The following is a 22,001-nucleotide window of genomic DNA, read 5'->3' as shown; positions in this document are numbered from 1 at the left end:
GTGACATATTCCATTAAGCTCTGAAATATAGACTTGTCAGTCCTCCACTTTGGCAGAAGACGAATTTGATGTCTCTGTCAGGGTGGAGATTTGACGTTGTGGGGAGAGAAATCACTCATGTATTTAAGACAAGATACACGTCCCGTAAAAGTGGGGAACTTAACGATTGGTGGCAATAATGATGTCATAATCCAGAGTATGTGTACAACGAAAACGGCAGACGTTGAGGCAACCGTGGCAGAGATTCTGCGACTTGAGGAAGCAGGCTGTCAGGTGGTTCGTGTAACAGTAAATAATGAAGAAGCTGCTGCGGCGATCAAAGAGATCAAGAAACGCATTAACATTCCGCTAGTTGCAGATATTCATTTTAACTATAAGCTCGCACTTCTGGCGATTGAGAACGGTATTGATAAAGTACGGATTAATCCGGGGAATATCGGTAAACGTGCGAAAGTCGAAGAGGTTGTAAAGGCTTGTAAAGCACGTGGGATTCCTATTCGAATTGGGGTAAATGCGGGATCATTAGAGAACCATTTGCTAGATAAGTATGGCTATCCTACGGCTGATGCTATGGTAGAAAGTGCATTGTATCACATTGGTATTTTGGAAGAGCTGGATTTCCATGATATTATCGTTTCTCTCAAAGCATCGGATGTGCCTATGGCAATTGAAGCGTACTCCAAAGCAGCTCAGATTATTAAATATCCGTTGCATCTGGGGATTACTGAGGCAGGTACATTGTTCTCGGGTACAATCAAAAGTTCCGCAGGTATGGGCGCTCTGTTATCCATGGGAATTGGTTCGACCATGAGAATTTCTCTGAGTGCAGACCCGGTAGAAGAAATTAAAGTAGCACGTGATTTGCTCAAAACTTTTGGGCTGATTTCGAATGCAGCGACATTGATTTCCTGCCCAACATGCGGTCGTTTGGATATCGATTTGTTCTCCATTGCCAACGAAGTCGAAGAGTACATCTCCAAGCTTAAGGTGCCAATCAAGGTATCCGTGCTCGGTTGTGCGGTTAACGGCCCAGGTGAAGCGAAGGAAGCCGATATCGGCATTGCAGGTGCTAGAGGCGAAGGTCTATTGTTCCGACATGGTAAGATGATTCGTAAAGTGCCGGAAGAAACGATGGTCGAAGAATTGAAAAAAGAAATCGATAAAATTGTGGAATCCTATGAAGCTACAGGCGTCATTCCTGGTCGCTCGCACTAATTATTTATACAAAGGTTGTTTCCAGAATCGTTTCTCGGTCTGTGAACTCACCTTAACATATTACGGAGAAAGCCCGTCAGTCATGACGGGCTTTTTGTGTATTTCCCAACAGAAATTCTGAATTCCCCGTTTACGTCTCTGCGAAAAGGTCATACTACCAAGTATTAGCATGATCACATATGAATAGGAGACAGAATAGGAGGATGTTGAGACATGGGTGATTTAGGAATGGTCTTCATGTTGATTCAGTTATTTTTTGGTGTGGTGATAGGCCTATATTTCTGGAACCTGTTAAGGGGTCAGAAAACGAACCGCAGTGCGGTTGAGCGTGAGTCACGCAAAGAGCTGGAGAAATTGCGCAAGCTGCGCTCCATCTCGCTAACTAAGCCACTTGCGGAGAAGACCCGGCCAACTACAATTAACGATATTGTCGGGCAAAAAGATGGGCTGCGTGCACTAAAAGCGGCGTTATGCAGTGCTAATCCGCAGCATGTTATTATTTACGGCCCTCCCGGAGTTGGGAAAACAGCAGCCGCGAGGGTGGTTTTAGAAGAAGCTAAGAAAAATCCAACTTCTCCGTTTAAACCAGATGCAAAATTCACGGAGCTGGATGCGACAACAGCGCGTTTTGATGAACGAGGTATTGCTGACCCGTTGATTGGCTCGGTGCATGATCCGATCTATCAGGGGGCAGGTGCAATGGGAGTAGCCGGTATTCCTCAACCTAAGCCTGGAGCTGTAACGAAGGCACATGGAGGAATGCTTTTTATTGATGAGATTGGTGAATTGCATTCTATTCAAATGAATAAGCTGTTGAAAGTGCTTGAAGACCGTAAGGTCTTTTTGGAGAGTGCGTACTATAACTCGGAAGACACGCATACTCCTGCTTATATCCACGATATTTTTCAAAATGGCTTACCGGCCGATTTTCGTCTGGTTGGAGCGACAACCCGTTCACCTCATGAGCTACCGCCAGCTTTGCGTTCGCGTTGTATGGAAGTGTATTTCCGCTCGTTATTGCCAGAAGAGATTGGAGAAATTGCCAAGGACGCGGTACAGAAAATTGGCTTTAGCCCTTGTCCGGAAGCCGTGGAGGTAGTTAAGCGGTATGCAACGAATGGTCGTGAGGCGGTTAATATCATACAGTTAGCAGCGGGACTGGCATTAACTGAAAAGCGTGAAACGCTTCAAGCTTCTGATGTGGAGTGGGTGGCAGGAAGTAGTCAGATTCAACCACGTCCAGATCGTAAGGTGCCTTCGCGACCACAGGTTGGATTTGTGAATGGGCTGGCTGTGTATGGGCCGAATATGGGCACACTCCTCGAAATTGAAGTATCCGCTGTGCCTGTGCATAAGGATCAAGGTGTAATTAATATTACAGGCGTTGTGGATGAGGAAGAGATTGGAGGCGGTTCACGCACGCTCCGGCGAAAAAGTATGGCCAGAGGTTCTGTTGAGAACGTCATAACTGTCTTGAAAGCGATGGGTCTTCGTCCAACGGATTATGACTTGCATATCAACTTTCCGGGAGGCACGCCGATTGATGGTCCGTCTGCAGGGATCGCGATGGCAACCGCGATTACCTCAGCGATACAGGGACGTCCTGTTGATCATGAGACGGCGATGACGGGTGAAGTTAGTATTCATGGACGCGTGAAGCCTATTGGCGGTGTACTGGCTAAAGTGGAGGCGGCTTTTCAGGCAGGAGCGAAGACCGTGATCATTCCCGCGGAGAACTGGCAATCCATTTTTGAAAATTTGGAGGGCTTACGTGTCGTTGCAGTAGATACGGTTGAAGATGTATTTCGTGAAGTTTTCGCGTGGGTTCCAGATATACAATCAGCGGAGCAGGCGCAGCTTGTTGAAGAGTCTCCAGTTCCGGCAACCGAGATTTTTCCACCAGCTTCAGCATCATTTTTGCGTGCGGATGTGCCTCGTCCAGGTCGAGTTACGGATTCGGGAAGCTGCTAAGCGCTTCCCTTCATTGGTTTTTTATGTGAACATTTGATAGAATAATGAATGACTACAACCTGAGAGCCATTGGAGGTGCGAAAGCGATGGGACCGAGCAAAGCGAAAGGTCGTCGTTTTCCTTTACTGCCTTTAAGAGGACTTCTCGTCTACCCGAGTATGGTACTGCATCTCGATGTGGGCCGGGAGAAATCGGTCAAGGCTTTAGAAAAAGCGATGGTAGAGGAACATTTGATTCTCCTATGTTCTCAAGCCGAAGTAAATATTGAGGAACCAACACAAGAAGATATTTTCAGAATCGGAACCGTGGCCAAGGTCAGACAGATGCTGAAGCTTCCTAACGGTACGATTCGTGTACTCGTAGAAGGCTTGGAACGGGCTGAAATCATTGAATATATGGACAACGAGGAATATTACGAGGTGCTGGCGCAGGAGCTGCCTGAGGAGGAGAATAACCATCCAGAGACGGATGCTCTGATGCGGACTGTTCTCAACCAGTTTGAAAACTATATTAATCTGTCCAAAAAAGTGACACCCGAGACACTGGCAGCCGTGTCTGATATTGAAGAGCCTGGTCGGTTGGCTGATGTCATTACGAGTCATTTGTCTCTGAAGATTAAGGATAAGCAGGAGATTCTAGAGACGGTGGACGTGCGTGAGCGCTTGGAGAAACTTCTCGATATTCTTAATAATGAACGTGAAGTGCTGGAGCTTGAACGCAAAATCAGTCAACGTGTGAAAAAGCAGATGGAGAAAACCCAGAAGGAATATTATCTGCGGGAGCAAATGAAGGCGATTCAGAAAGAACTAGGTGAAAAAGAAGGTCGCGCTGGTGAAGTCGAAGAACTTCGCAATCAGATGGAAGCACTTGATCTGCCTGAGAAAGTGAAGGAAAAGGTAGAAAAAGAAATTGATCGCTTAGAGAAAATGCCTGCAAGCTCTGCTGAGGGTGGAGTGATCCGTAACTATGTGGATTGGCTGCTGGCCATTCCATGGAGCCAGATGACTGAGGATGACCTCGATATTCAAAAGGCTGAGGATGTCCTGAATGCCGACCACTATGGTTTGGAAAAGCCTAAAGAACGTGTGCTTGAATACTTGGCTGTGCAAAAGCTTGTGAAAAAGCTCAAAGGGCCGATTCTATGCCTTGTCGGTCCGCCAGGGGTAGGTAAAACATCACTTGCTCGCTCGATTGCCAGATCGCTGGGACGAGAATTCGTTCGAATCTCACTTGGTGGTGTACGGGATGAAGCTGAGATTCGTGGACATCGCCGAACCTATGTTGGAGCGATGCCAGGACGCATTATTCAAGGGATGAAGACAGCGGGCTCGCTTAATCCTGTGTTCCTGCTGGACGAGATTGACAAAATGGCTTCTGACTTCCGTGGAGATCCTTCCGCAGCGTTGCTAGAGGTGCTTGATCCAGAACAGAACAATACGTTTAGTGATCATTTTGTAGAACTGCCGTTTGACTTATCTAACGTCATGTTTATTACAACGGCTAATACCGTACACAGTATCCCTCGTCCGCTTCTAGATCGGATGGAAATGCTGAACATTCCTGGATACACTGAGCTGGAGAAGCTGCAGATTGCCAAGAACTATCTGTTGCCGAAGCAGAAGCAAGATCATGGTCTGCAAGAGGATCAGTTGAATGTAGGAGACGACAGCTTACTCCGTGTCATTCGTGAGTATACACGTGAATCCGGTGTACGGAATCTGGAGCAACAGATGGCATCCTTATGCCGGAAGGCAGCTAAGAATATCGTATCTGGAGTAGAAGGCGAGATTAATATTTCAGCGGATGAAGTGAAGGATTATCTTGGCCCAGGCAAGTTCCGGTATGGAATGGCTGAACTGGAAGATCAGATCGGTACAGTGACTGGACTCGCGTGGACTGAGGTAGGCGGGGATACCCTTGTTATTGAAGTAACCGTTGTGCCTGGATCAGGGAAACTAACGCTGACAGGTAAATTGGGAGATGTCATGAAGGAATCGGCTCAGGCAGCCTTCAGTTATACTCGCTCCAAAGCGGCTCAACTGGGGATTGCATCCGACTTCCATGAGAAAAATGACATTCACATTCATGTGCCGGAAGGTGCTATTCCGAAGGATGGACCGTCTGCTGGGATCACAATGGCAACGGCATTGATCTCTGCACTCACGAATAAACATGTATCGAAAGACATTGCCATGACTGGAGAGATTACACTCCGTGGTCGTGTATTGCCAATTGGTGGTCTGAAGGAGAAATCCCTCGCAGCTCACCGTGCAGGTTACAAAAAAATATTATTGCCCAAAGATAATGAGAGGGACTTACGAGACATTCCAGACAGCATTAAGGAAGATGTGGAATTTGTCCCGGTTGCCCATATGGATCAGGTGTTAGAGCACGCACTTGTAGAGCAGGCAGAAATTCACCTGTAATCCATATCTAAGGGAGCGTATGAAGAATAAACCGTTTTGCGGAGGCTTCGGCGTCCGCACGAACGGTTTTTTTGGTATGATAGAACAACAAACCATGGCATAATACCTTCAGTACGTTCTACAGGAGATCAAGAGAGGAAAGATATATCATGAAAGTAAACCAATCCGAATTTATAATCAGTGCCGTTCGGCCTGAACAATACCCAGAAGACGGTTTGCCAGAGATTGCTCTGGCGGGACGTTCCAATGTGGGGAAGTCATCCCTTATCAACCGTTTAATCAGTCGTAAAAATTTGGCGCGGACAAGTTCTACGCCGGGTAAAACGCAGCAACTCAACTACTATAAAATTAATCAGGATCTCTACTTCGTCGATTTCCCGGGGTACGGGTACGCCAAGGTATCCAAAGAGCAACGTTTCGCCTGGGGGAAAATGATGGAGAAATACCTACTGCAGCGCAAGGAATTGAAGCTTGTTATGCAGATGGTAGATATCCGTCATGAGCCGTCCAAGGATGACAAGCTGATGAACGAGTGGCTGCGCCATCACGGGCTTCCTCTCGTTGTCGTGGCAACCAAGCTGGATAAAATTCCAAAAACACGTCGACCAAAACATATCAAGATCATCAAAGAAGGACTGGGTCTTCGCTCAGGAGACCTGTTTGTAGCATTTTCATCAGAAGAAGGAATAGGCAAAGAGGAATTATGGGAGATCATCTCTCGTCATGCGGCTGTAGGTAAATATGCACCTGAGGCTCCTGAACTCGAAGAGAACAACGAAGCTTAATAGCTGACGGGCGATCCTACCCTTCTCGGCAACATGGATGAGGCGAACTGCATTTAAAGTTACCTAATAGATCATTAGAGATTGACCAGGGGTTGATGGTAAAGACAACCGCGTATCAATCTTAGCCTAGATAGTCATGGAATTATTCCATGGCTATTTGTTGTAGCAACGGATTATAATATGGAAATCTTCGAAATAGAATCGTAACGCATAACGGCGAAGATTGGTGAGACACTACAATATATGACAATGCATAAGATGATTTACATGTGAATTTCATAAACATTTCATAAAAACCCCCCGGCCCTGGACAGGATGTGTGATATAATTAACCATGTCCGTTATAGATGGATGTATATATGTAGAAAACACTTTGATTGGAAATTTATTAGGCAGGTGAACTTGCAATGCACATCGTTGTTGTTGGTTTGAATTACCGCACGGCGCCTGTAGAAATTAGGGAACGATTCACATTTGCAGAAAAGGATTTGTCCGAAGCGCTGCAGCAGCTCAAGCTGACCAAGAGTGTATTGGAAGGTGTAATCGTGGCCACATGCAACCGTACAGAATTGTATGTTGTGGTAGACCGTCTGCACATGTGTGGTTATTTCATTCGTACGTTTATGGAACAATGGTTTAATGTTCCGCGGGAAGAATTTACGCAACACTTATATATATATGAAGATGATACAGCGATCCGTCATTTGTTCCGGGTTATTTGCGGATTGGATTCGATGGTCATTGGAGAAACGCAGATTCTCGGACAGGTGAAACAGGCTTTTCTCACTGCACAGCAAGAGAAAGCGACTGGAACTTGGTTTAATATGCTGTTCAAGCAGGCGGTTACCTTAGGTAAACGAGCGCATTCAGAGACGTCGATTGGCGAGAGTGCGGTGTCTGTCAGTTATGCAGCAGTGGAGCTAGGCAAGCGGATTTTTGGGATGTTCACGGATAAGAAGGTTCTCATTCTGGGAGCTGGTAAGATGAGTGAACTGACCGTCAAACATCTGTACGCCAATGGTGCTTCTGAAGTAATCGTTGCTAACCGTACACTTGCACGGGCAGAGGAGCTTGCAGCGAAGTTTCGAGGAACGCCGTGCACGATGGAAAGAGCACTAGAGAGACTGAATGAAGTGGATATTGTTATTAGTTCTACTGGGGCTGATCGATATGTATTGGATGCCTCCGTTGTTCGCGATAGCATGAAGCGTCGGCAGTCGCGCCCACTGTTCTTGATTGATATTGCAGTTCCTCGTGATATTGATCCGGCAATTGGTGAGATCTCTAATGTATTCCTCTATGATATTGATGATCTAGAGGGAATCGTGGAGAGTAACCTGGAGATGCGTAAGGTCGAAGCGGCCAAGATTGAGAAAATGATTGAACTGGAGATGGAAGATTACTATCACTGGCTCAAAACATTAGGTGTTCGCCCTGTCATTCGTGCTCTGCAGGAGAAGGGTGCATCGATTCATGAAGAGACAATGGAAAGTCTGTTCAACAAGTTGCCAGAGCTTGATGAACATCAACGCAAAGTAATCCGTCGCCTGACCAAAAGTATCGTCAACCAAATGACGACTGATCCGATTAATCGAATCAAGGAAATGGCCGGTACGAAGCATGGTGATGAAGCTTTGAACATGTTCACTCAAATTTTTGCCTTGGAGGATGCAGTGGAGACGGCCGCGGAGAAAGTAAATCAAAGCGACGCCTCGGCTTTACGCAAACCAGCCGCTGTTCATCTTAACGACAACCGGCAAGATGCTATGCCGGCTTATGTCCCGGCAGGCGTATAAGGCGGGTGGGCAGTTTGACCCTAGCTGAACAAATTTACGAAGCTCTAATTTACTTGTATGCCCTGAGCCTTCTGTTCTATTTCTCGGACTGCATTCGACGCAATGCGGGGGCGAAGCGAACGGGCACAGGGTTTCTTGTAGTTGTACTTCTGCTGCAGATCGCGCATGTTATTATGCGAATGTGGGAAGAAGGACACTTTCCGATCTATACAACGTTTGACTTTTTATTTTTATTTTCGTTCAGCATTGTACTGATGTCATTAGTGATGACGCGTGTACAGCGTTCTGAGTTCGCCATTTTGCTATTGAATGTTGTAGGATTCTCGGTTACCGTGCTAAACCGGTTGTGGTTTACAGCCGGAGAGATTTCTTTGCACAATTGGCAGACTGTACATGGGTTGCTGATTATGCATATTACATTAGCGAATCTAGGCTTCGCCGCTTTGACGGTAGGAACGGTATTTGCTCTGTTATATCTGTTTTTGCATCGTAAACTGAAGAACAAGAAATGGAATGATACCGTACGGCGTATGCCTAGTCTTGAAGTGATCGGCAAATATATGGACGGAGCAACGTTAATTGGAACCCCACTGTTAGGAGTTTCGGTGATGTTGGCGGTACTATCAATTGTTGCGGAGACACGTTGGAGTTTACTTTTGGATCTTAAAGTGATTGCGACATTTCTCGCGATAGCGATATATGTAGGATACTTTGTTGCGAAGCAACGTAAACAATTTTCCATGATCATTATGGCGAGATGGACATTGATTGGTTATGCCTTAGTCATTATCAGTTTTTTATCCAATGCGTATTCAGCGTTTCATCGTTGGACGGGAGAGTGAGTCCTATGGATCGGTATACCCCGATATATGTGAATACTTCAGGAAAAATGTGTTGTATCATTGGCGGCGGTCGTGTCGCTGCACGTAAAATTAAAGGTCTGCTCCATGCGGAGGCGCATATCAAAGTGATAAGTCCGGACATCACAGCCGAGCTGAAACAACTGCATCAAGATTCCCGATTGGAGTGGATAGACCGGTCCTACCGCAAAGGTGATTTGCGGGGGGCCTTTCTCGTATATGCGGCGACGAACCAGGTTGAAGTTAACGCGGCTGTAGTCCAAGAGGCGATGAAGGACGGCATACTGGTGAATGATGCCATTTCCTCATACAACAGTTCGTTTATTACTCCCAGTGTCGTGAGACGGGGAAGATTGAGCATTGCCATCTCAACGGCCGGGGCAGGGCCAGCAGCTGCTGCTGAGATACGTGCCGTACTGGAGGAGCAATTTGGAGATGAATACGAAACTTATATTGAATTCTTGCATCAGATGAGAGGCCAAGTGAAGGCTCGTGTCTCTTCCTCACATCAGCGCAGCATTTTACTTCGTCAATTGACGGAAATGAACGTACTTGAAGACATTCGCAGTGGACAATTTCGATGGTGGACAGAAGAACAAATCGGGGAATGGATATCCCGCAATCAGGAGGAAATATAGACATGCGTACAATTAAAGTTGGTAGTAGACAGAGCGCTCTTGCTTTAACCCAGACAGGTCATGTTATTAACGATTTACGCCAGATTTGTGAGCGGGAAGGATTAGCTTTTGATTTTGAAGTACATAAGATCGTGACAAAGGGAGATCTGATCCTCGATGTGACGCTGTCCAAAGTGGGAGGAAAAGGGCTATTTGTAAAAGAAATTGAGCAAGCCATGTTAGATCACAAGATTGATATGGCTGTACACAGCATGAAGGACATGCCGTCCGAATTACCCGAGGGATTGATCAACGGAGCGGTGCCTCGTCGAGCTGATCCACGCGATGCCTTGATCTCGAATGGAGGTCTCACACTGGACCAATTGCCAGAGGGGGCTAGAGTCGGAACAAGTAGCTTGCGTCGTTCCAGCCAGTTGAAAGCGTATCGTCCCGACCTTCAACTGGAGTCCTTGCGCGGTAACATCGATTCTCGTCTACGTAAACTGGAGACGGAAGGTTTGGATGCTATTATATTGGCTGCTGCTGGGCTATATCGAATGGGCTGGGAGGATCGCATTACAGAATATCTGTCCGAGACGGCTTGTCTACCTGCTGTAGGTCAAGGTGCGCTTGGCATCGAATGCCGTGAAGATGATGCAGAGCTGTTACATTTATTACAATTGTACAATGATCCAGAAACAGCGGAGCCAGTTCTGGCGGAGCGTCGTTTCCTAAGTGTCTTGAATGGCGGTTGTCAGGTTCCGATTGGGGCGCATGCAGTCTGGGTGCCGGAGGAAGATACGGATTCCCCGAATGGACAAAACAAGTTACAATTAACAGGTATGGTCGGTACGCCTGACGGCGGACTGATACTTAAAGAAGCTCTGACCGGTAAAGATCCGGTTCGTCTAGGAGAAGAAGTCGCGTGGAGGCTAATTGAACGGGGAGCAGAGCAGATACTGGCAGAAGTTAGGGGATGAAGACATGGTGGGAAAGGTCTTTTTGGTAGGAGCAGGCCCGGGAGATGCTAAGCTGATTACCGTAAAAGGATGGGAGTCAATCGGCAAGGCAGACGCGGTGGTATATGATCGCTTGGCTAGTCCAAGGCTGTTGAAGCAAATGAAGCCAGGGGCTGTTAAGATCTATGTGGGCAAGCGACCTGACAGGCATACAATGAAACAGGAAGAGATCAATCAGTTGTTGGTGGATCTTGCTCTAGAAGGAAAAGTAGTTGTCAGACTCAAGGGCGGGGATCCAACCATATTTGGACGCGTTGGCGAAGAGGCGGATTTGTTACGCAAGAACGGTATTCCTTTTGAGATCGTACCAGGTGTGACAGCAGCGATAAGTGTGCCTGCTTATGCCGGAATTCCAGTGACCCACCGCGACTATGCTTCGTCAATTTCTATAATTACAGGACATGAGAGCCCGGACAAGCTGGATCGCAGCATCCATTGGGATAAAGTAACGAATGCAACGGGCACACTTGTATTTATGATGGGTGTCGCCAAAATTGGTTATATTAGCGAACAGTTGATTCGTCATGGTCGACCAGCTCAGACGCCAGTGGCATTAGTCCGCTGGGGAACAAGAGCAGAGCAGGATACAATTACGGGTACACTTGAAAATATAGAAGCTAAAGTGCTGGCAGCCAATTTTCAGCCTCCTGCTGTCATTGTTGTTGGTGACGTGGTGAACCAACGGGAACAATTGAAGTGGGCAGAGGCGCTTCCGTTGTTTGGCAAACGGATTTTGGTGACTAGAGCTCGAAGTCAGGCCAGTGAATTAGTAGATCGGATTGAGGAGCTTGGTGGCGAACCTTACGAATTCCCAGTCATTGAGACGATTATGCCAACAAGTGAGTCTTCCAAACAAAGTGTCAAACAAGCCTTCGATGCGTTAAATACATTTGATTGGGTATTTTTCACGAGTGTGAATGGCGTTGAGTTTTTCTTCCGTCATTTGGAGCAAGAAGGCAAAGATATTCGCTCCATCCATCGTGCCCGAATTGCAGCCGTAGGTCCTTCTACTGCAGAAGCCCTGCGCAAACATGGCATTGCAGCCGAAATGGTCAAAGGTCCTTTCCAAGCGGAAGGTATGCTTGAAGCGTTTGAAAGCGAGTTGAAAGAGGGGCAGCGTGTGCTGCTTCCTCATGGTGACCTTGCGCGCTCCTGGTTGCCAGAGCAACTGAACGCGCGAGGGCTTCACGTCACGGAAGCGATCATCTACGATACAATCCTTGCTGGCGAGGATGACGATGAGTTACTGAAATTGTTAGAAGAGGGCGGTATTCACGCCGTAACATTCACAAGCTCATCTACGGTTACGAACTTTATGAACATTCTGAAGCGCATGGGGATTCAAGATCCACTGCCTTTATTGAAAAATGTGGAGATTGCTTGCATCGGGCCGGTCACGGCGAAGACGGCAGAGGCTGCTGGGTTGAAAGTGACCTTGATGGCAGAAGAGGCAACAATCGAGAGTATGATCTCCGTATTGTGTGATTGGAAGCGGACACCGACGACGGTCGAATCTTCCTCACTCTGATTAATACTTCAGAATCGCAAGTGGGTATACATTGCGATTTCACGTAGCGTTTGCATAAATCTGGATGACTGAAGCGTGCTGAATTCGTTAAGAACCAGCGCGCTTCCCTTTTTGCTCGATTTAACTTTTGAAGGAGGTTTCAACGATGAGTTTTCCAATTGTACGACATCGTCGTTTGCGTCAATCTGTAGGGATCCGTAACATGGTCAGAGAGAACCAGCTGAGTGTGGATGATTTTATTCAGCCGATCTATGTGACGTATGGAGAGAATGTAAAATCTGAAATAAAATCAATGCCGGGTGTATTCCGCTTCTCGTTAGATCGTCTTCAAGAAGAAGTGACCGAAATTGCAGAGCTCGGTATTCCGGCTGTGCTGTTGTTTGGTATTCCAGAGACGAAGGATAGTGTTGGTTCGTCTGGTTTTGCCGAAGATGGTATTGTGCAGGAAGCTACGAGATTGATCAAATCCTGGTATCCAGAGCTGCTCGTTATCGCAGATACCTGTCTGTGTGAATTCACAGATCACGGACATTGCGGTATGGTGCACACTTTTGAGGTGGATGGTCATACTTGTGGTGATGTTCTAAATGATGAGTCATTGGAGCTATTGGTTAAGACAGCAGTATCCCAGGCTAAAGCAGGAGCAGACATTATTGCTCCCTCCAACATGATGGATGGATTTGTACAAGCCATTCGAGCTGGACTCGATGAGAATGGATTTAGTCATATCCCAATCATGTCTTACTCGGTAAAATACGCTTCGGCATTCTATGGCCCATTCCGCGAAGCAGCCGACTCTACACCTCAGTTTGGAGATCGGAAATCATATCAGATGGATCCGGCCAATGCGCGTGAGGCTCTACGTGAAGCTGAAACGGATGTGTTTGAGGGTGCAGACATGCTCATGGTGAAACCATCACTTTCTTATTTGGACGTCTTGCGTACGATTAGAGATCAGTTCGATCTGCCTCTTGTAGCTTATAACGTAAGTGGGGAGTACGCTATGGTGAAAGCAGCAGCTATCCAAGGATGGATTGATGAGAAAAAGGTTGCGATGGAGATCCTGCTTAGTATGAAGCGTGCAGGAGCAGATATGATTATTACCTACTACGGAAAAGATGCTTCTCGCTGGCTGGCAGAGAAGTAATGGCTTGCGTTTGATTACAGGATATTAAGGAGGATATTCATGACTGCACAACAACAAGGAAATCGTCGAAATGATGAGCGCTCACGCAGCGCATTTGAAGAAGCGAAGCAGTACATACCGGGAGGGGTGAATAGTCCGGTTCGAGCATTCAAATCGGTTGGACTTACGCCTATTTATGCAGAACGCGGCGAAGGTTCTAAGATTTACGATATTGATGGCAATGTGTTTATTGATTATGTAGGTTCCTGGGGTCCACTTATTATGGGACATGCACATCCTGACGTTGTAGAGGCTCTCCGAGAAACAGCGCTAAAAGGAACAAGTTTTGGTGCACCAACGTTGCTTGAGACAGAGATGGCTAAGCTCGTATGTGAACGCGTACCATCGATTGATATTGTGCGGATGGTAAATTCGGGTACGGAAGCAACGATGAGTGCCATTCGATTGGCTCGTGGTGCAACGGGACGTAGCAAAATTTTGAAATTTGAAGGCTCTTATCATGGACATGCAGACAGCTTGCTCATCAAAGCAGGCTCGGGTGTTGCAACACTGGGTCTTCCAGACAGTCCGGGCGTACCAGAAGGTGTGGCTACAAATACGATTACAGTACCTTATAATGATCTGGAATCGGTGAGTCTTGCCTTTGAACGCTTCGGTGAAGAGCTGGCAGCTGTAATCGTGGAGCCAGTTGCAGGTAATATGGGCGTTGTTCCTCCGGCTCCAGGTTTTCTTGAAGGACTGCGCAGCTTAACAACGAAGTATGGCAGCTTGCTTATTTTTGATGAAGTTATGACGGGATTCCGTGTGGGTCTGAATTGTGCACAGGGGCGTTATGGTGTGACACCAGATCTAACATGTCTTGGTAAAGTCATTGGTGGTGGACTGCCTGTAGGCGCATATGGCGGCCGACGTGATCTAATGGAGCAAATGGCACCATCAGGACCAATCTATCAAGCAGGTACACTTAGCGGTAATCCGCTCGCAATGGCGGCAGGATATACGACCCTCAAGCTGCTCACACCGGAAGTTTATGATCGTTTGGAACTGCTATCCGCTCGCTTGCAGGCTGGATTCGAGAAGAATGCAGCAGAAGCAGGTGTGGCAGTAACGATTAACCGGGTTGGTTCGATGGTATGCCCATTCTTCAGTAGCGTACCAGTAACCAATTATGATATCGCTAAAGAAAGCAATCTGGATCAGTTCCGTCGTTATTTTGCCGCAATGGTTGATCAGGGTGTGAGTGTAGCTCCATCTCAGTATGAAGGAATGTTCGTCTCTGGTGTGCATACAGAGCAAGACATCGACGATACGATCGAAGCTAACCGTAAAGCACTCTTATCCTTATGAGCATCAAAAGCTGGAAACGCCGCGGGGATTGGCTTGAACTGATGCCTGGTAAAGTGGTGACGGGTAGTTCGGACAAGCAGATGGCCGTAGAGCAATGGCTGCAATCTGAACTACAGTTCCCAGAGAAAATGCTACGTCAGTTACAAGCGAATCAGGGCATACAACTTGCAGGGGACCGGCTTCGGCTGGCCCTTTTTGCATCTCGCCCCATTGAAGTTGAACCACGCTGGGCGGAGATTGATGTGTTATATGAGGATGACTTCGTTCTGGTTGTGCACAAACCTGCGGGAATGAAGCTGCACCCGGATGGGAGCCGAGTAGACACTGCAATTACACTGGATCATGCGGTTGCTTCGTATTATGAGATGAACGGCATTCAGGCAAGCGTACGTCATGTGCACCGATTAGATGAAGATACAACCGGCCCTGTGTTATATGCCAAAAATGTTTTTGCCCTCGCCAAACTGGATGAAGCGATGCGCAATAAAGAGATTGGACGCCATTACGTGGCGATTGCTGGGGGACAGGTACCCCAGACGTTACAGCTGATTAATGCGCCCATTGGCAAGGACAGACATCATAAGCAACGTAGACGCGTCTCTCCGAATGGACAGGAGGCGATCACTCATATTCAGCTTGTAGAAGTCTTTCCGAGAGCGACTTTAGTTCGACTGACGCTAGATACTGGGCGCACACATCAGATTCGGGTTCATATGGGTTATGCGGGACATGCTCTAATTGGAGACGAATTGTATGGGGGTGCACCGGATCGCATTGGACGCCAAGCTCTCCATGGAGAGCTATTAGTGTTCAAGCACCCTCTTACCGGAGCGGTAATTGAGGTCGCTGATCCTTGGCCCGATGATTTTAAACAACTGATCGATCGTGTAAGTAATAGGTAATAAATACAGAAGGTTTGAACAAAGGTGGCATGCTCATCTCATCCATGGCATATAGATTGGGTAACGAAGGATTTAGACCATGGATCAGTCCCATGAGAAGGATCATGGTGAACATATGCCGAAAGGAGGACGCCACCTTTGTTGAATCAACCTTATGGTTTACGGTTCGATATTTATGAGCGCGTTCATTTGTCTGAGGGAGTCCCTGCAATTGAAGAGTTGGAGGAAATTGAGTTATACCCACGCATTCAAGTCATCGGTCAAGATGATCATGCTACACTGAGGGGTCATCTTCTACTCACAGGTACGTACCGCGGCGAGGATACAGCTTCAGAAGAGCTTAAGCATTTTATTCCTGTTGAAATCACGGTACCCTTGAATCGAGTAAGATCCATTGAGGACATTTCTATTGAAATCGAAAATTTTGATGTCGACTTATTATCGAATCGCAGTCTGAACATTACAGGAGTTCTATCTCTTCGAGGTATTGAAGGTTTCCCAGTCGAAGAACCCCAAGTATGGACAGCCGATGAGTTTACGGTCGTACATTCGCCAGATTCGCAGCAGGGTCAGCGTTCCACAGAATCAGAATTAGATCAGGAAAATAACTTAAACACCTTTGCACAAGAATACTTGCTGCAGCGAAGTGAAGAGGAAGGACTTATCGAGTCAGCAAATGCCGCATTGGATGGTCAGTTCGAGGATGGTTCACAGCAAGCAGCGGATGAGTCTATTCGCAGCGAAGATGCGGAGCAACCAGAGCTATTATCCCAGTCCTTCGCGGAACCTACCTATGCAGAGCAACCGGAAGCCGAGGATCAAGCGTACAGACCTAACGCTGTGGACGAGGCGTATACCTCTTTCATTTTCCAAGGAGAGGAACCGGCTCATAATGAGGTCGCTGACACGCCATCACCGGTATCTTCCTTTTTGGCCGAAACTGCGGATCGCCTTGCCTCTTATCCTGAATCAGAGCCCTTAGTACCGCTGGCTGAAGAACCATCGTCTGTTTGGTCCGAGCCTTCTGTGGAGACCCTACATACGAATGCTGGATCAGACCAGTCAACAGCCCAAGAAGAGACGCCTAATGTGTGGCATTTTGAATCTGCTCGATCGATTCCTCAACAGGAGGATCCCCCAGTTGCCGAAGCTCCGGAGAACTGGCAGGAAGTGTTTGCCCCTTCTGAATTAGAAACGGCAGGAGCAGACCGGCCCTTACAGGAGACTTCGGATGCAGAAGGAATTGCTCAACAAAGTGCGCTTATCCCTGAACCTGTAGCTGAGACGGAAGACAAGCCGGAGCTCAAAGTGGCTTTTGGTAGCAAAAAAGAATCCTCTCTAAGAGAGGAAAATGGAGTGGGTATATCCTCCTTGTTATCCTCTGGCAGAGCCGTACGTGAGGCAGATGCAGATCGCGAAGATGAAGCGGCCACAGATGCAGTGCCAGTCGAGGCTTATTCGTCTGATGACGGACAGTGGAAGAATCTATTCCTTGGTACAATTGTGGAACAGACTCCATTCCGTAAAGTGAAATTATGCATTGTTCAGCGAGAAGAGACGCTGGATACGATTGCAGATCGGTACCAGTTAAGCACACGGGAGCTTCAGCTCTATAATCGCTTATCCGAGCAGGTTGTTGAAGAAGGGCAGATCTTATATATACCATAACCGAAATTCATGCGTAAACTTCACCCGTTATCTCTAGGGATGGCGGGTTTTTGCGATTTTTTTTGAAAAAGCGAAATGTTATGCTCGTTTGTATTCTCAAGCGGGTTTCATTGACGACGTCTTAGTGGCTAAGTTTAGTGGCTAAGTATGCATGGGGTTGCCTTATTCCGCTGTTACCAGGTTGACTATCGCGCATGGTCAGGGTATGATGTGTTTAGGTTTTTTGAAGAATAACTTGGATCGGGAGTAGTAGACAGATTGACCTTTCAGAGAGTGGAATTGTATCGCTGAGAAATTCCGCAGGAACCAACTGTTCGAAGTCGCCCGGGAGTTGCCTATTTGAATTCACGGAATGATCTGATGGATGATTTCATTGTGAGGTAGGATAGGCCGGTAGCAGCCGTTATCTGCTTGAAGTGTCACGTGTACCCGTAAGGGAGATCTGTATTTTTGGTCTGCGTGAAACAAAGGTGGTACCGCGAAAGCTAACCTTTCGTCCTTTGATGGATGAAAGGTTTTTTTGTTTTTTGGCGATGATGATTAAGTAACGGAGGAATGACACATGTCTGAACAAAAAAATTCAGCTACACCTGAAATGCCAACAACCTATGATCCAAAAGCTGCCGAGCAGAAATGGTACTCTTTTTGGACGGAGCGTGGATATTTCAAGGCAGGACAACGTAAGGACGCTGAGCCTTTCACAATTGTAATCCCACCACCTAACGTAACAGGGATGCTGCACATTGGGCATGCGCTTGACTTTACATTACAGGATATTCTGATCCGTACCAAACGGATGCAAGGGTATGATGCGCTATGGTTGCCGGGTTCAGACCACGCAGGTATTGCTACACAAACCAAAGTTGAGCAGAAGCTACGTGAAGAAGGTCTAACTCGTTATGACCTTGGACGCGAGAAGTTTTTGGATAAAGTATGGGACTGGAAAGATCAGTATGCAACAACAATTCGTCAGCAATGGGGTAAAATGGGGCTTTCTCTCGATTATTCACGTGAGCGTTTTACGTTGGATGAAGGGTTGTCTCAAGCTGTACGTAAAGTTTTTGTTCAATTGTACGAGAAAGGTCTCATTTACAGAGGCAAACGTATTATCAACTGGGATCCAGTAAACCGGACAGCATTGTCCGATATTGAAGTTGAGTACAAAGAAGTACAGGGTCACTTGTATCATCTGCGTTATCCACTCAAAGACGGAAGTGGTTACGTTACCGTAGCAACAACACGCCCTGAAACAATGCTTGGCGATACAGCGGTTGCTGTCCATCCAAAGGATGAGCGTTATGCAGATATGATTGGCAAAATGCTCGTATTGCCTATTATCGGACGCGAAATTCCGATTGTTGCCGATGATTATGTGGATAAAGAGTTCGGGAGTGGTGCGGTTAAAATCACGCCTGCTCATGATCCGAATGACTTTGAAGTAGGTCAGCGTCATAATCTGCCTCAGATCACGGTAATGGATGAGACCGGTACGATGAATGAAGAGGCTGGCAAATATCAAGGGCTTGATCGCAGCGACTGTCGTAAGCAGATTGTAGCGGATCTGAAGGAACTCGGTGTACTGATTAACATCGAGGATCATACACACCAAGTTGGACATAGCGAACGGACTGGAGCTGTAGTTGAGCCATATTTGTCCACGCAATGGTTCGTAGAGATGAAACCTCTTGCAGAAAGAGCCATTCAGAAGCAAAAAGGTGGAGATGGCGTAAACTTCGTCCCAGACCGCTTTGAGAAAACATATCTCAACTGGATCGAAAATGTTCGCGATTGGTGTATTTCCCGTCAGTTGTGGTGGGGACATCGTATCCCTGCTTGGTATGACGAAGAGACAGGTGAAATCATCGTATCTGCAGAAGATCCAACGACATTACCTGAAAATGCTGGACGTAAGCTTAGACAAGATGAGGACGTATTGGATACATGGTTCAGTTCTGCTCTATGGCCGTTCTCTACACTTGGATGGCCGGAAGAGACAGAAGATCTGCAACGTTATTACCCAACAAGTGTACTTGTAACGGGTTATGACATTATCTATTTCTGGGTATCGCGTATGATCTTTACAGCATTGGAGTTCACGGATGAAGTTCCGTTTAAGGATGTCTTGATGCATGGTCTTGTTCGTGATGCAGATGGACGCAAAATGTCCAAATCACTGGGCAACGGTGTAGATCCGCTTGATGTTATCGAAAAATATGGCGCGGATGCGATGCGTTATATGATCTCAACGAGCAGTACGCCAGGTCAGGATTTGCGTTTCCGCTGGGAGCGTGTAGAGCAGGCTCGTAACTTTGCAAACAAAATCTGGAACGCTTCTCGTTTCGCTCTGATGAATTTAGAAGGGTTCACGTTCGAAGATCGCGACATCTCTGGAGAGCTTGGAACAGCAGATTATTGGATTTTGCACCGTCTGAACGAAACTTCCCGAGATATTACGCGTCTAATCGAAGCATACGAATTTGGGGAAACAGGCCGTTTGCTGTATAACTTCATCTGGGATGATCTCTGTGACTGGTATATTGAGTTTGCCAAACTGTCATTCTACGGCGAGGATCCTGTGGCGAAGAAAAAAACACAATCCGTATTGGCTTATGTGTTGGATCAGACAATGCGCTTGATTCATCCGTTTATGCCATATATCTCCGAGGAAATTTGGCAGCATCTACCGCATGAAGGCGAGACCATCACACTGGCTGCTTGGCCGGTATATGATCCAGCTTTGGAAAACCCGGAAGCCGTTGCGGAGATGAATCTGTTGATGGATACGATTCGTGCCGTTCGTAACATTCGCGCTGAAGTGAACGTGCCAATGAGTAAGAAGATTGAGTTGATGGTGAAAGCGAACAGCCCAGAGGCGTATAGCATCATTGAGCGCAATAGCCATTACATCCAACGATTCTGTAATACGTCCGAGTTCGACAGTGGGCTTGATCTCAATTCACCGGATAAAGCAATGACTGCTGTCATTACAGGTGCTGAGTTGTATTTGCCGCTGGCAGGACTTATTGATATTGAGCAGGAAGTGGCTCGCCTAGAGAAAGAGTTACAGAACCTTGAAGGCGAAGTACTCCGTGTAGAGAAAAAGCTGGCAAACGAAGGCTTTGTTGCTAAGGCTCCGGCCAAGGTTATCGAAGAAGAGCGTGCCAAACAAGCGGATTACTCGGATAAACGGGATAAAGTCATTGCCCGGATCAAGGAACTGAAAGGTTAAGAATATCTGGGTCGGGTGGACATGAATGACGCCATCCGGCCGCTTTTTTCAATCAAACTCATGACCGAAGGTGAAGCAGATGACTGAACTTAATGAGACAGGTGTGAATACGCCTTTACAAACGTATAACGAGGCTGTGGACTGGATTAATGGTCTTATTCCTTTTGGAATCAGACCCGGACTGGAACGAATCATAGAATTGATGTCACGGCTCGGTAATCCACATCAACGTCTTAAATTTATTCATGTCGCGGGAACGAACGGCAAAGGTTCGACTTGCGCTTTTTTGACGTCAGTTCTTCTTCAGGCGGGATATGATGTTGGCACATTTACATCCCCGTATATCACGAAGTTTACGAACCGTTTCCAGTATAACGGGGAAGATATTCCTGAAGAGACATTGTTGAAATTGTCTAATCGATTACAACCTTTGGTACATGATATGGCAGCTACCGAGCTTGGTTCACCTACGATGTTTGAGGTGTCGACGGCACTTGCCCTCCTTTACTACGCGGAAGAGTGTTACCCCGATGTTGTAGTATGGGAAACCGGGCTGGGGGGAAGGATGGACGTAACGAATATTGTTACACCTGTCGTATCGATCATCACTAACATTGGTATGGATCATACAGATGTACTCGGCGATACCATTGAATTGATTGCAAGCGAGAAGGCGGGGATCATTAAACCGGGTGTACCGGTCGTTACTCTCGCAACTCAACCTGAAGCAGTGAAGGTGATTGAGGAGACGGCAGAGCGACTTCGATCAACCGTATACTTGGCTGGTAGACAGTTTACTTATCATAGGCTGGATAGCGACGAGAAGGGTCAATCTTTTCATTTTGCAGGACCTTTCCGTGAGTTGGACGTTCGTATTCGTATGCAAGGTGTACATCAATGTGACAATGCAGCGGGTGCGCTTATGGTACTTGAATTGCTACGCCAGTACATGGCATTTATGTTGGATGAAGAAGATATTCTACTTGGCATGGAGCATGCCTTCTGGGCAGGACGGTTCGAGAAAGTCATCGACGAACCGCGAATTGTTCTGGACGGTGCACATAATCCTGAAGGTGCCGAATCACTAGCCAAGAGCATTATCGACGTATATCCCCACAACAAGTTAAATTTGATGATGGGTATGCTGGCGAATAAGCATCACGAAGCGTATTTGCAGCATATACTGCCACTAGTGGATACGCTGATCCTGACCGAACCAGACTTCCGACGCAAAATGGATGCAGCCGATCTGCTGCAGATTGTCGAACGAGTACGTCCTGCCATTGCGAAGCCGGAGCTGGAAATCATCGTCGAGCCTGAATGGGCGAAGGCACTTGATCTATTGAAGTCACGGACGGAAGCGGAGGATCTGGGGGTAGTGTCTGGTACACTGTATTTAATTGCAGATGTGCGAGCAGCCCTTTTGCATCAAACCGATTCTGAAAAAGGTTGGTGAAAGTTTTGTTAAATACATCGGAACACGTTCATTTT

The 22,001-nt window shown here is 46.9% G+C and carries 15 protein-coding genes and 1 other annotated feature; all 15 genes read left to right on the top strand.

Features of this window, described 5'->3' with window-relative positions; translation table 11 throughout:
• Positions 1 to 117 precede the first annotated feature (117 nt).
• Positions 118 to 1,215 carry a flavodoxin-dependent (E)-4-hydroxy-3-methylbut-2-enyl-diphosphate synthase gene (gene ispG / locus ASD24_RS17205; RefSeq protein WP_056698037.1) on the top strand — a complete coding sequence of 366 codons (1,098 nt, stop codon included), beginning with the start codon at positions 118 to 120 and terminating at the stop codon, positions 1,213 to 1,215.
• 213 nt (positions 1,216 to 1,428) lie between these two features.
• On the top strand, positions 1,429 to 3,186 hold the full coding sequence (gene lonB / locus ASD24_RS17200) for an ATP-dependent protease LonB (RefSeq protein ID WP_056698033.1): 1,758 nt from the start codon (positions 1,429 to 1,431) through the stop codon (positions 3,184 to 3,186).
• Between the two features lie 86 nt (positions 3,187 to 3,272).
• Positions 3,273 to 5,612 carry an endopeptidase La gene (gene lon / locus ASD24_RS17195; RefSeq protein WP_056698030.1) on the top strand — a complete coding sequence of 780 codons (2,340 nt, stop codon included), beginning with the start codon at positions 3,273 to 3,275 and terminating at the stop codon, positions 5,610 to 5,612.
• Between the two features lie 149 nt (positions 5,613 to 5,761).
• Positions 5,762 to 6,397, top strand: a complete 636-nt coding sequence (gene yihA, locus ASD24_RS17190) for a ribosome biogenesis GTP-binding protein YihA/YsxC (RefSeq protein ID WP_056698027.1) — start codon at positions 5,762 to 5,764, stop codon at positions 6,395 to 6,397.
• Positions 6,398 to 6,804: 407 nt separating this feature from the next.
• Positions 6,805 to 8,193, top strand: a complete 1,389-nt coding sequence (gene hemA, locus ASD24_RS17185; RefSeq protein ID WP_056698023.1) for a glutamyl-tRNA reductase — start codon at positions 6,805 to 6,807, stop codon at positions 8,191 to 8,193.
• Positions 8,194 to 8,207: 14 nt separating this feature from the next.
• Positions 8,208 to 9,035, top strand: coding sequence for a cytochrome c biogenesis protein CcsA (ccsA, locus tag ASD24_RS17180; protein WP_056698020.1), 828 nt, complete (start codon positions 8,208 to 8,210; stop codon positions 9,033 to 9,035).
• A gap of 5 nt (positions 9,036 to 9,040) precedes the next feature.
• A complete protein-coding gene (locus tag ASD24_RS17175) occupies positions 9,041 to 9,691 on the top strand; it encodes a precorrin-2 dehydrogenase/sirohydrochlorin ferrochelatase family protein (protein WP_056698016.1) in 651 nt (216 codons plus the stop codon).
• Positions 9,692 to 9,693: 2 nt separating this feature from the next.
• Positions 9,694 to 10,650 (top strand): hydroxymethylbilane synthase, encoded by a 957-nt coding sequence (gene hemC / locus ASD24_RS17170; RefSeq protein WP_056698012.1) that lies wholly within the window; start codon positions 9,694 to 9,696, stop codon positions 10,648 to 10,650.
• 4 nt (positions 10,651 to 10,654) lie between these two features.
• A complete protein-coding gene (cobA, locus tag ASD24_RS17165) occupies positions 10,655 to 12,217 on the top strand; it encodes a uroporphyrinogen-III C-methyltransferase (RefSeq protein WP_056698008.1) in 1,563 nt (520 codons plus the stop codon).
• Positions 12,218 to 12,362: 145 nt separating this feature from the next.
• On the top strand, positions 12,363 to 13,364 hold the full coding sequence (gene hemB, locus ASD24_RS17160) for a porphobilinogen synthase (RefSeq protein WP_056698005.1): 1,002 nt from the start codon (positions 12,363 to 12,365) through the stop codon (positions 13,362 to 13,364).
• A gap of 39 nt (positions 13,365 to 13,403) precedes the next feature.
• Positions 13,404 to 14,711 carry a glutamate-1-semialdehyde 2,1-aminomutase gene (hemL, locus tag ASD24_RS17155; protein ID WP_056698002.1) on the top strand — a complete coding sequence of 436 codons (1,308 nt, stop codon included), beginning with the start codon at positions 13,404 to 13,406 and terminating at the stop codon, positions 14,709 to 14,711.
• Positions 14,708 to 15,613, top strand: a complete 906-nt coding sequence (locus tag ASD24_RS17150; RefSeq protein ID WP_056697998.1) for an RluA family pseudouridine synthase — start codon at positions 14,708 to 14,710, stop codon at positions 15,611 to 15,613. The genes hemL and ASD24_RS17150 overlap by 4 nt, the downstream gene beginning before the upstream one ends.
• A gap of 138 nt (positions 15,614 to 15,751) precedes the next feature.
• Complete coding sequence (locus ASD24_RS17145) at positions 15,752 to 17,281, top strand: LysM peptidoglycan-binding domain-containing protein (protein WP_056697995.1); 1,530 nt, start codon at positions 15,752 to 15,754, stop codon at positions 17,279 to 17,281.
• Between the two features lie 227 nt (positions 17,282 to 17,508).
• Positions 17,509 to 17,785: a binding site (T-box leader), on the top strand.
• A 58-nt stretch (positions 17,786 to 17,843) separates the two neighbouring features.
• Complete coding sequence (locus ASD24_RS17140) at positions 17,844 to 20,510, top strand: valine--tRNA ligase (RefSeq protein ID WP_056697992.1); 2,667 nt, start codon at positions 17,844 to 17,846, stop codon at positions 20,508 to 20,510.
• A gap of 79 nt (positions 20,511 to 20,589) precedes the next feature.
• Positions 20,590 to 21,966, top strand: coding sequence for a bifunctional folylpolyglutamate synthase/dihydrofolate synthase (locus ASD24_RS17135; RefSeq protein WP_056697990.1), 1,377 nt, complete (start codon positions 20,590 to 20,592; stop codon positions 21,964 to 21,966).
• Positions 21,967 to 22,001 lie beyond the last annotated feature (35 nt).

Source organism: Paenibacillus sp. Root52 (genome assembly GCF_001426865.1).
In the GTDB taxonomy this organism is placed as follows: domain Bacteria; phylum Bacillota; class Bacilli; order Paenibacillales; family Paenibacillaceae; genus Paenibacillus.
This window is presented reverse-complemented; position numbering and strand designations above follow the sequence as displayed.

Coding starts and splice junctions, on each gene's coding strand:
- ASD24_RS17140 (WP_056697992.1), top strand. CDS start 17,844: ATGTCTGAACAAAAAAATTCAGCTACACCTGAAATGCCAACAACCTAT.
- hemL (WP_056698002.1), top strand. CDS start 13,404: ATGACTGCACAACAACAAGGAAATCGTCGAAATGATGAGCGCTCACGC.
- lon (WP_056698030.1), top strand. CDS start 3,273: ATGGGACCGAGCAAAGCGAAAGGTCGTCGTTTTCCTTTACTGCCTTTA.
- ispG (WP_056698037.1), top strand. CDS start 118: ATGTATTTAAGACAAGATACACGTCCCGTAAAAGTGGGGAACTTAACG.
- ASD24_RS17175 (WP_056698016.1), top strand. CDS start 9,041: ATGGATCGGTATACCCCGATATATGTGAATACTTCAGGAAAAATGTGT.
- ASD24_RS17150 (WP_056697998.1), top strand. CDS start 14,708: ATGAGCATCAAAAGCTGGAAACGCCGCGGGGATTGGCTTGAACTGATG.
- cobA (WP_056698008.1), top strand. CDS start 10,655: ATGGTGGGAAAGGTCTTTTTGGTAGGAGCAGGCCCGGGAGATGCTAAG.
- hemB (WP_056698005.1), top strand. CDS start 12,363: ATGAGTTTTCCAATTGTACGACATCGTCGTTTGCGTCAATCTGTAGGG.
- lonB (WP_056698033.1), top strand. CDS start 1,429: ATGGGTGATTTAGGAATGGTCTTCATGTTGATTCAGTTATTTTTTGGT.
- ASD24_RS17135 (WP_056697990.1), top strand. CDS start 20,590: ATGACTGAACTTAATGAGACAGGTGTGAATACGCCTTTACAAACGTAT.
- hemC (WP_056698012.1), top strand. CDS start 9,694: ATGCGTACAATTAAAGTTGGTAGTAGACAGAGCGCTCTTGCTTTAACC.
- hemA (WP_056698023.1), top strand. CDS start 6,805: ATGCACATCGTTGTTGTTGGTTTGAATTACCGCACGGCGCCTGTAGAA.
- yihA (WP_056698027.1), top strand. CDS start 5,762: ATGAAAGTAAACCAATCCGAATTTATAATCAGTGCCGTTCGGCCTGAA.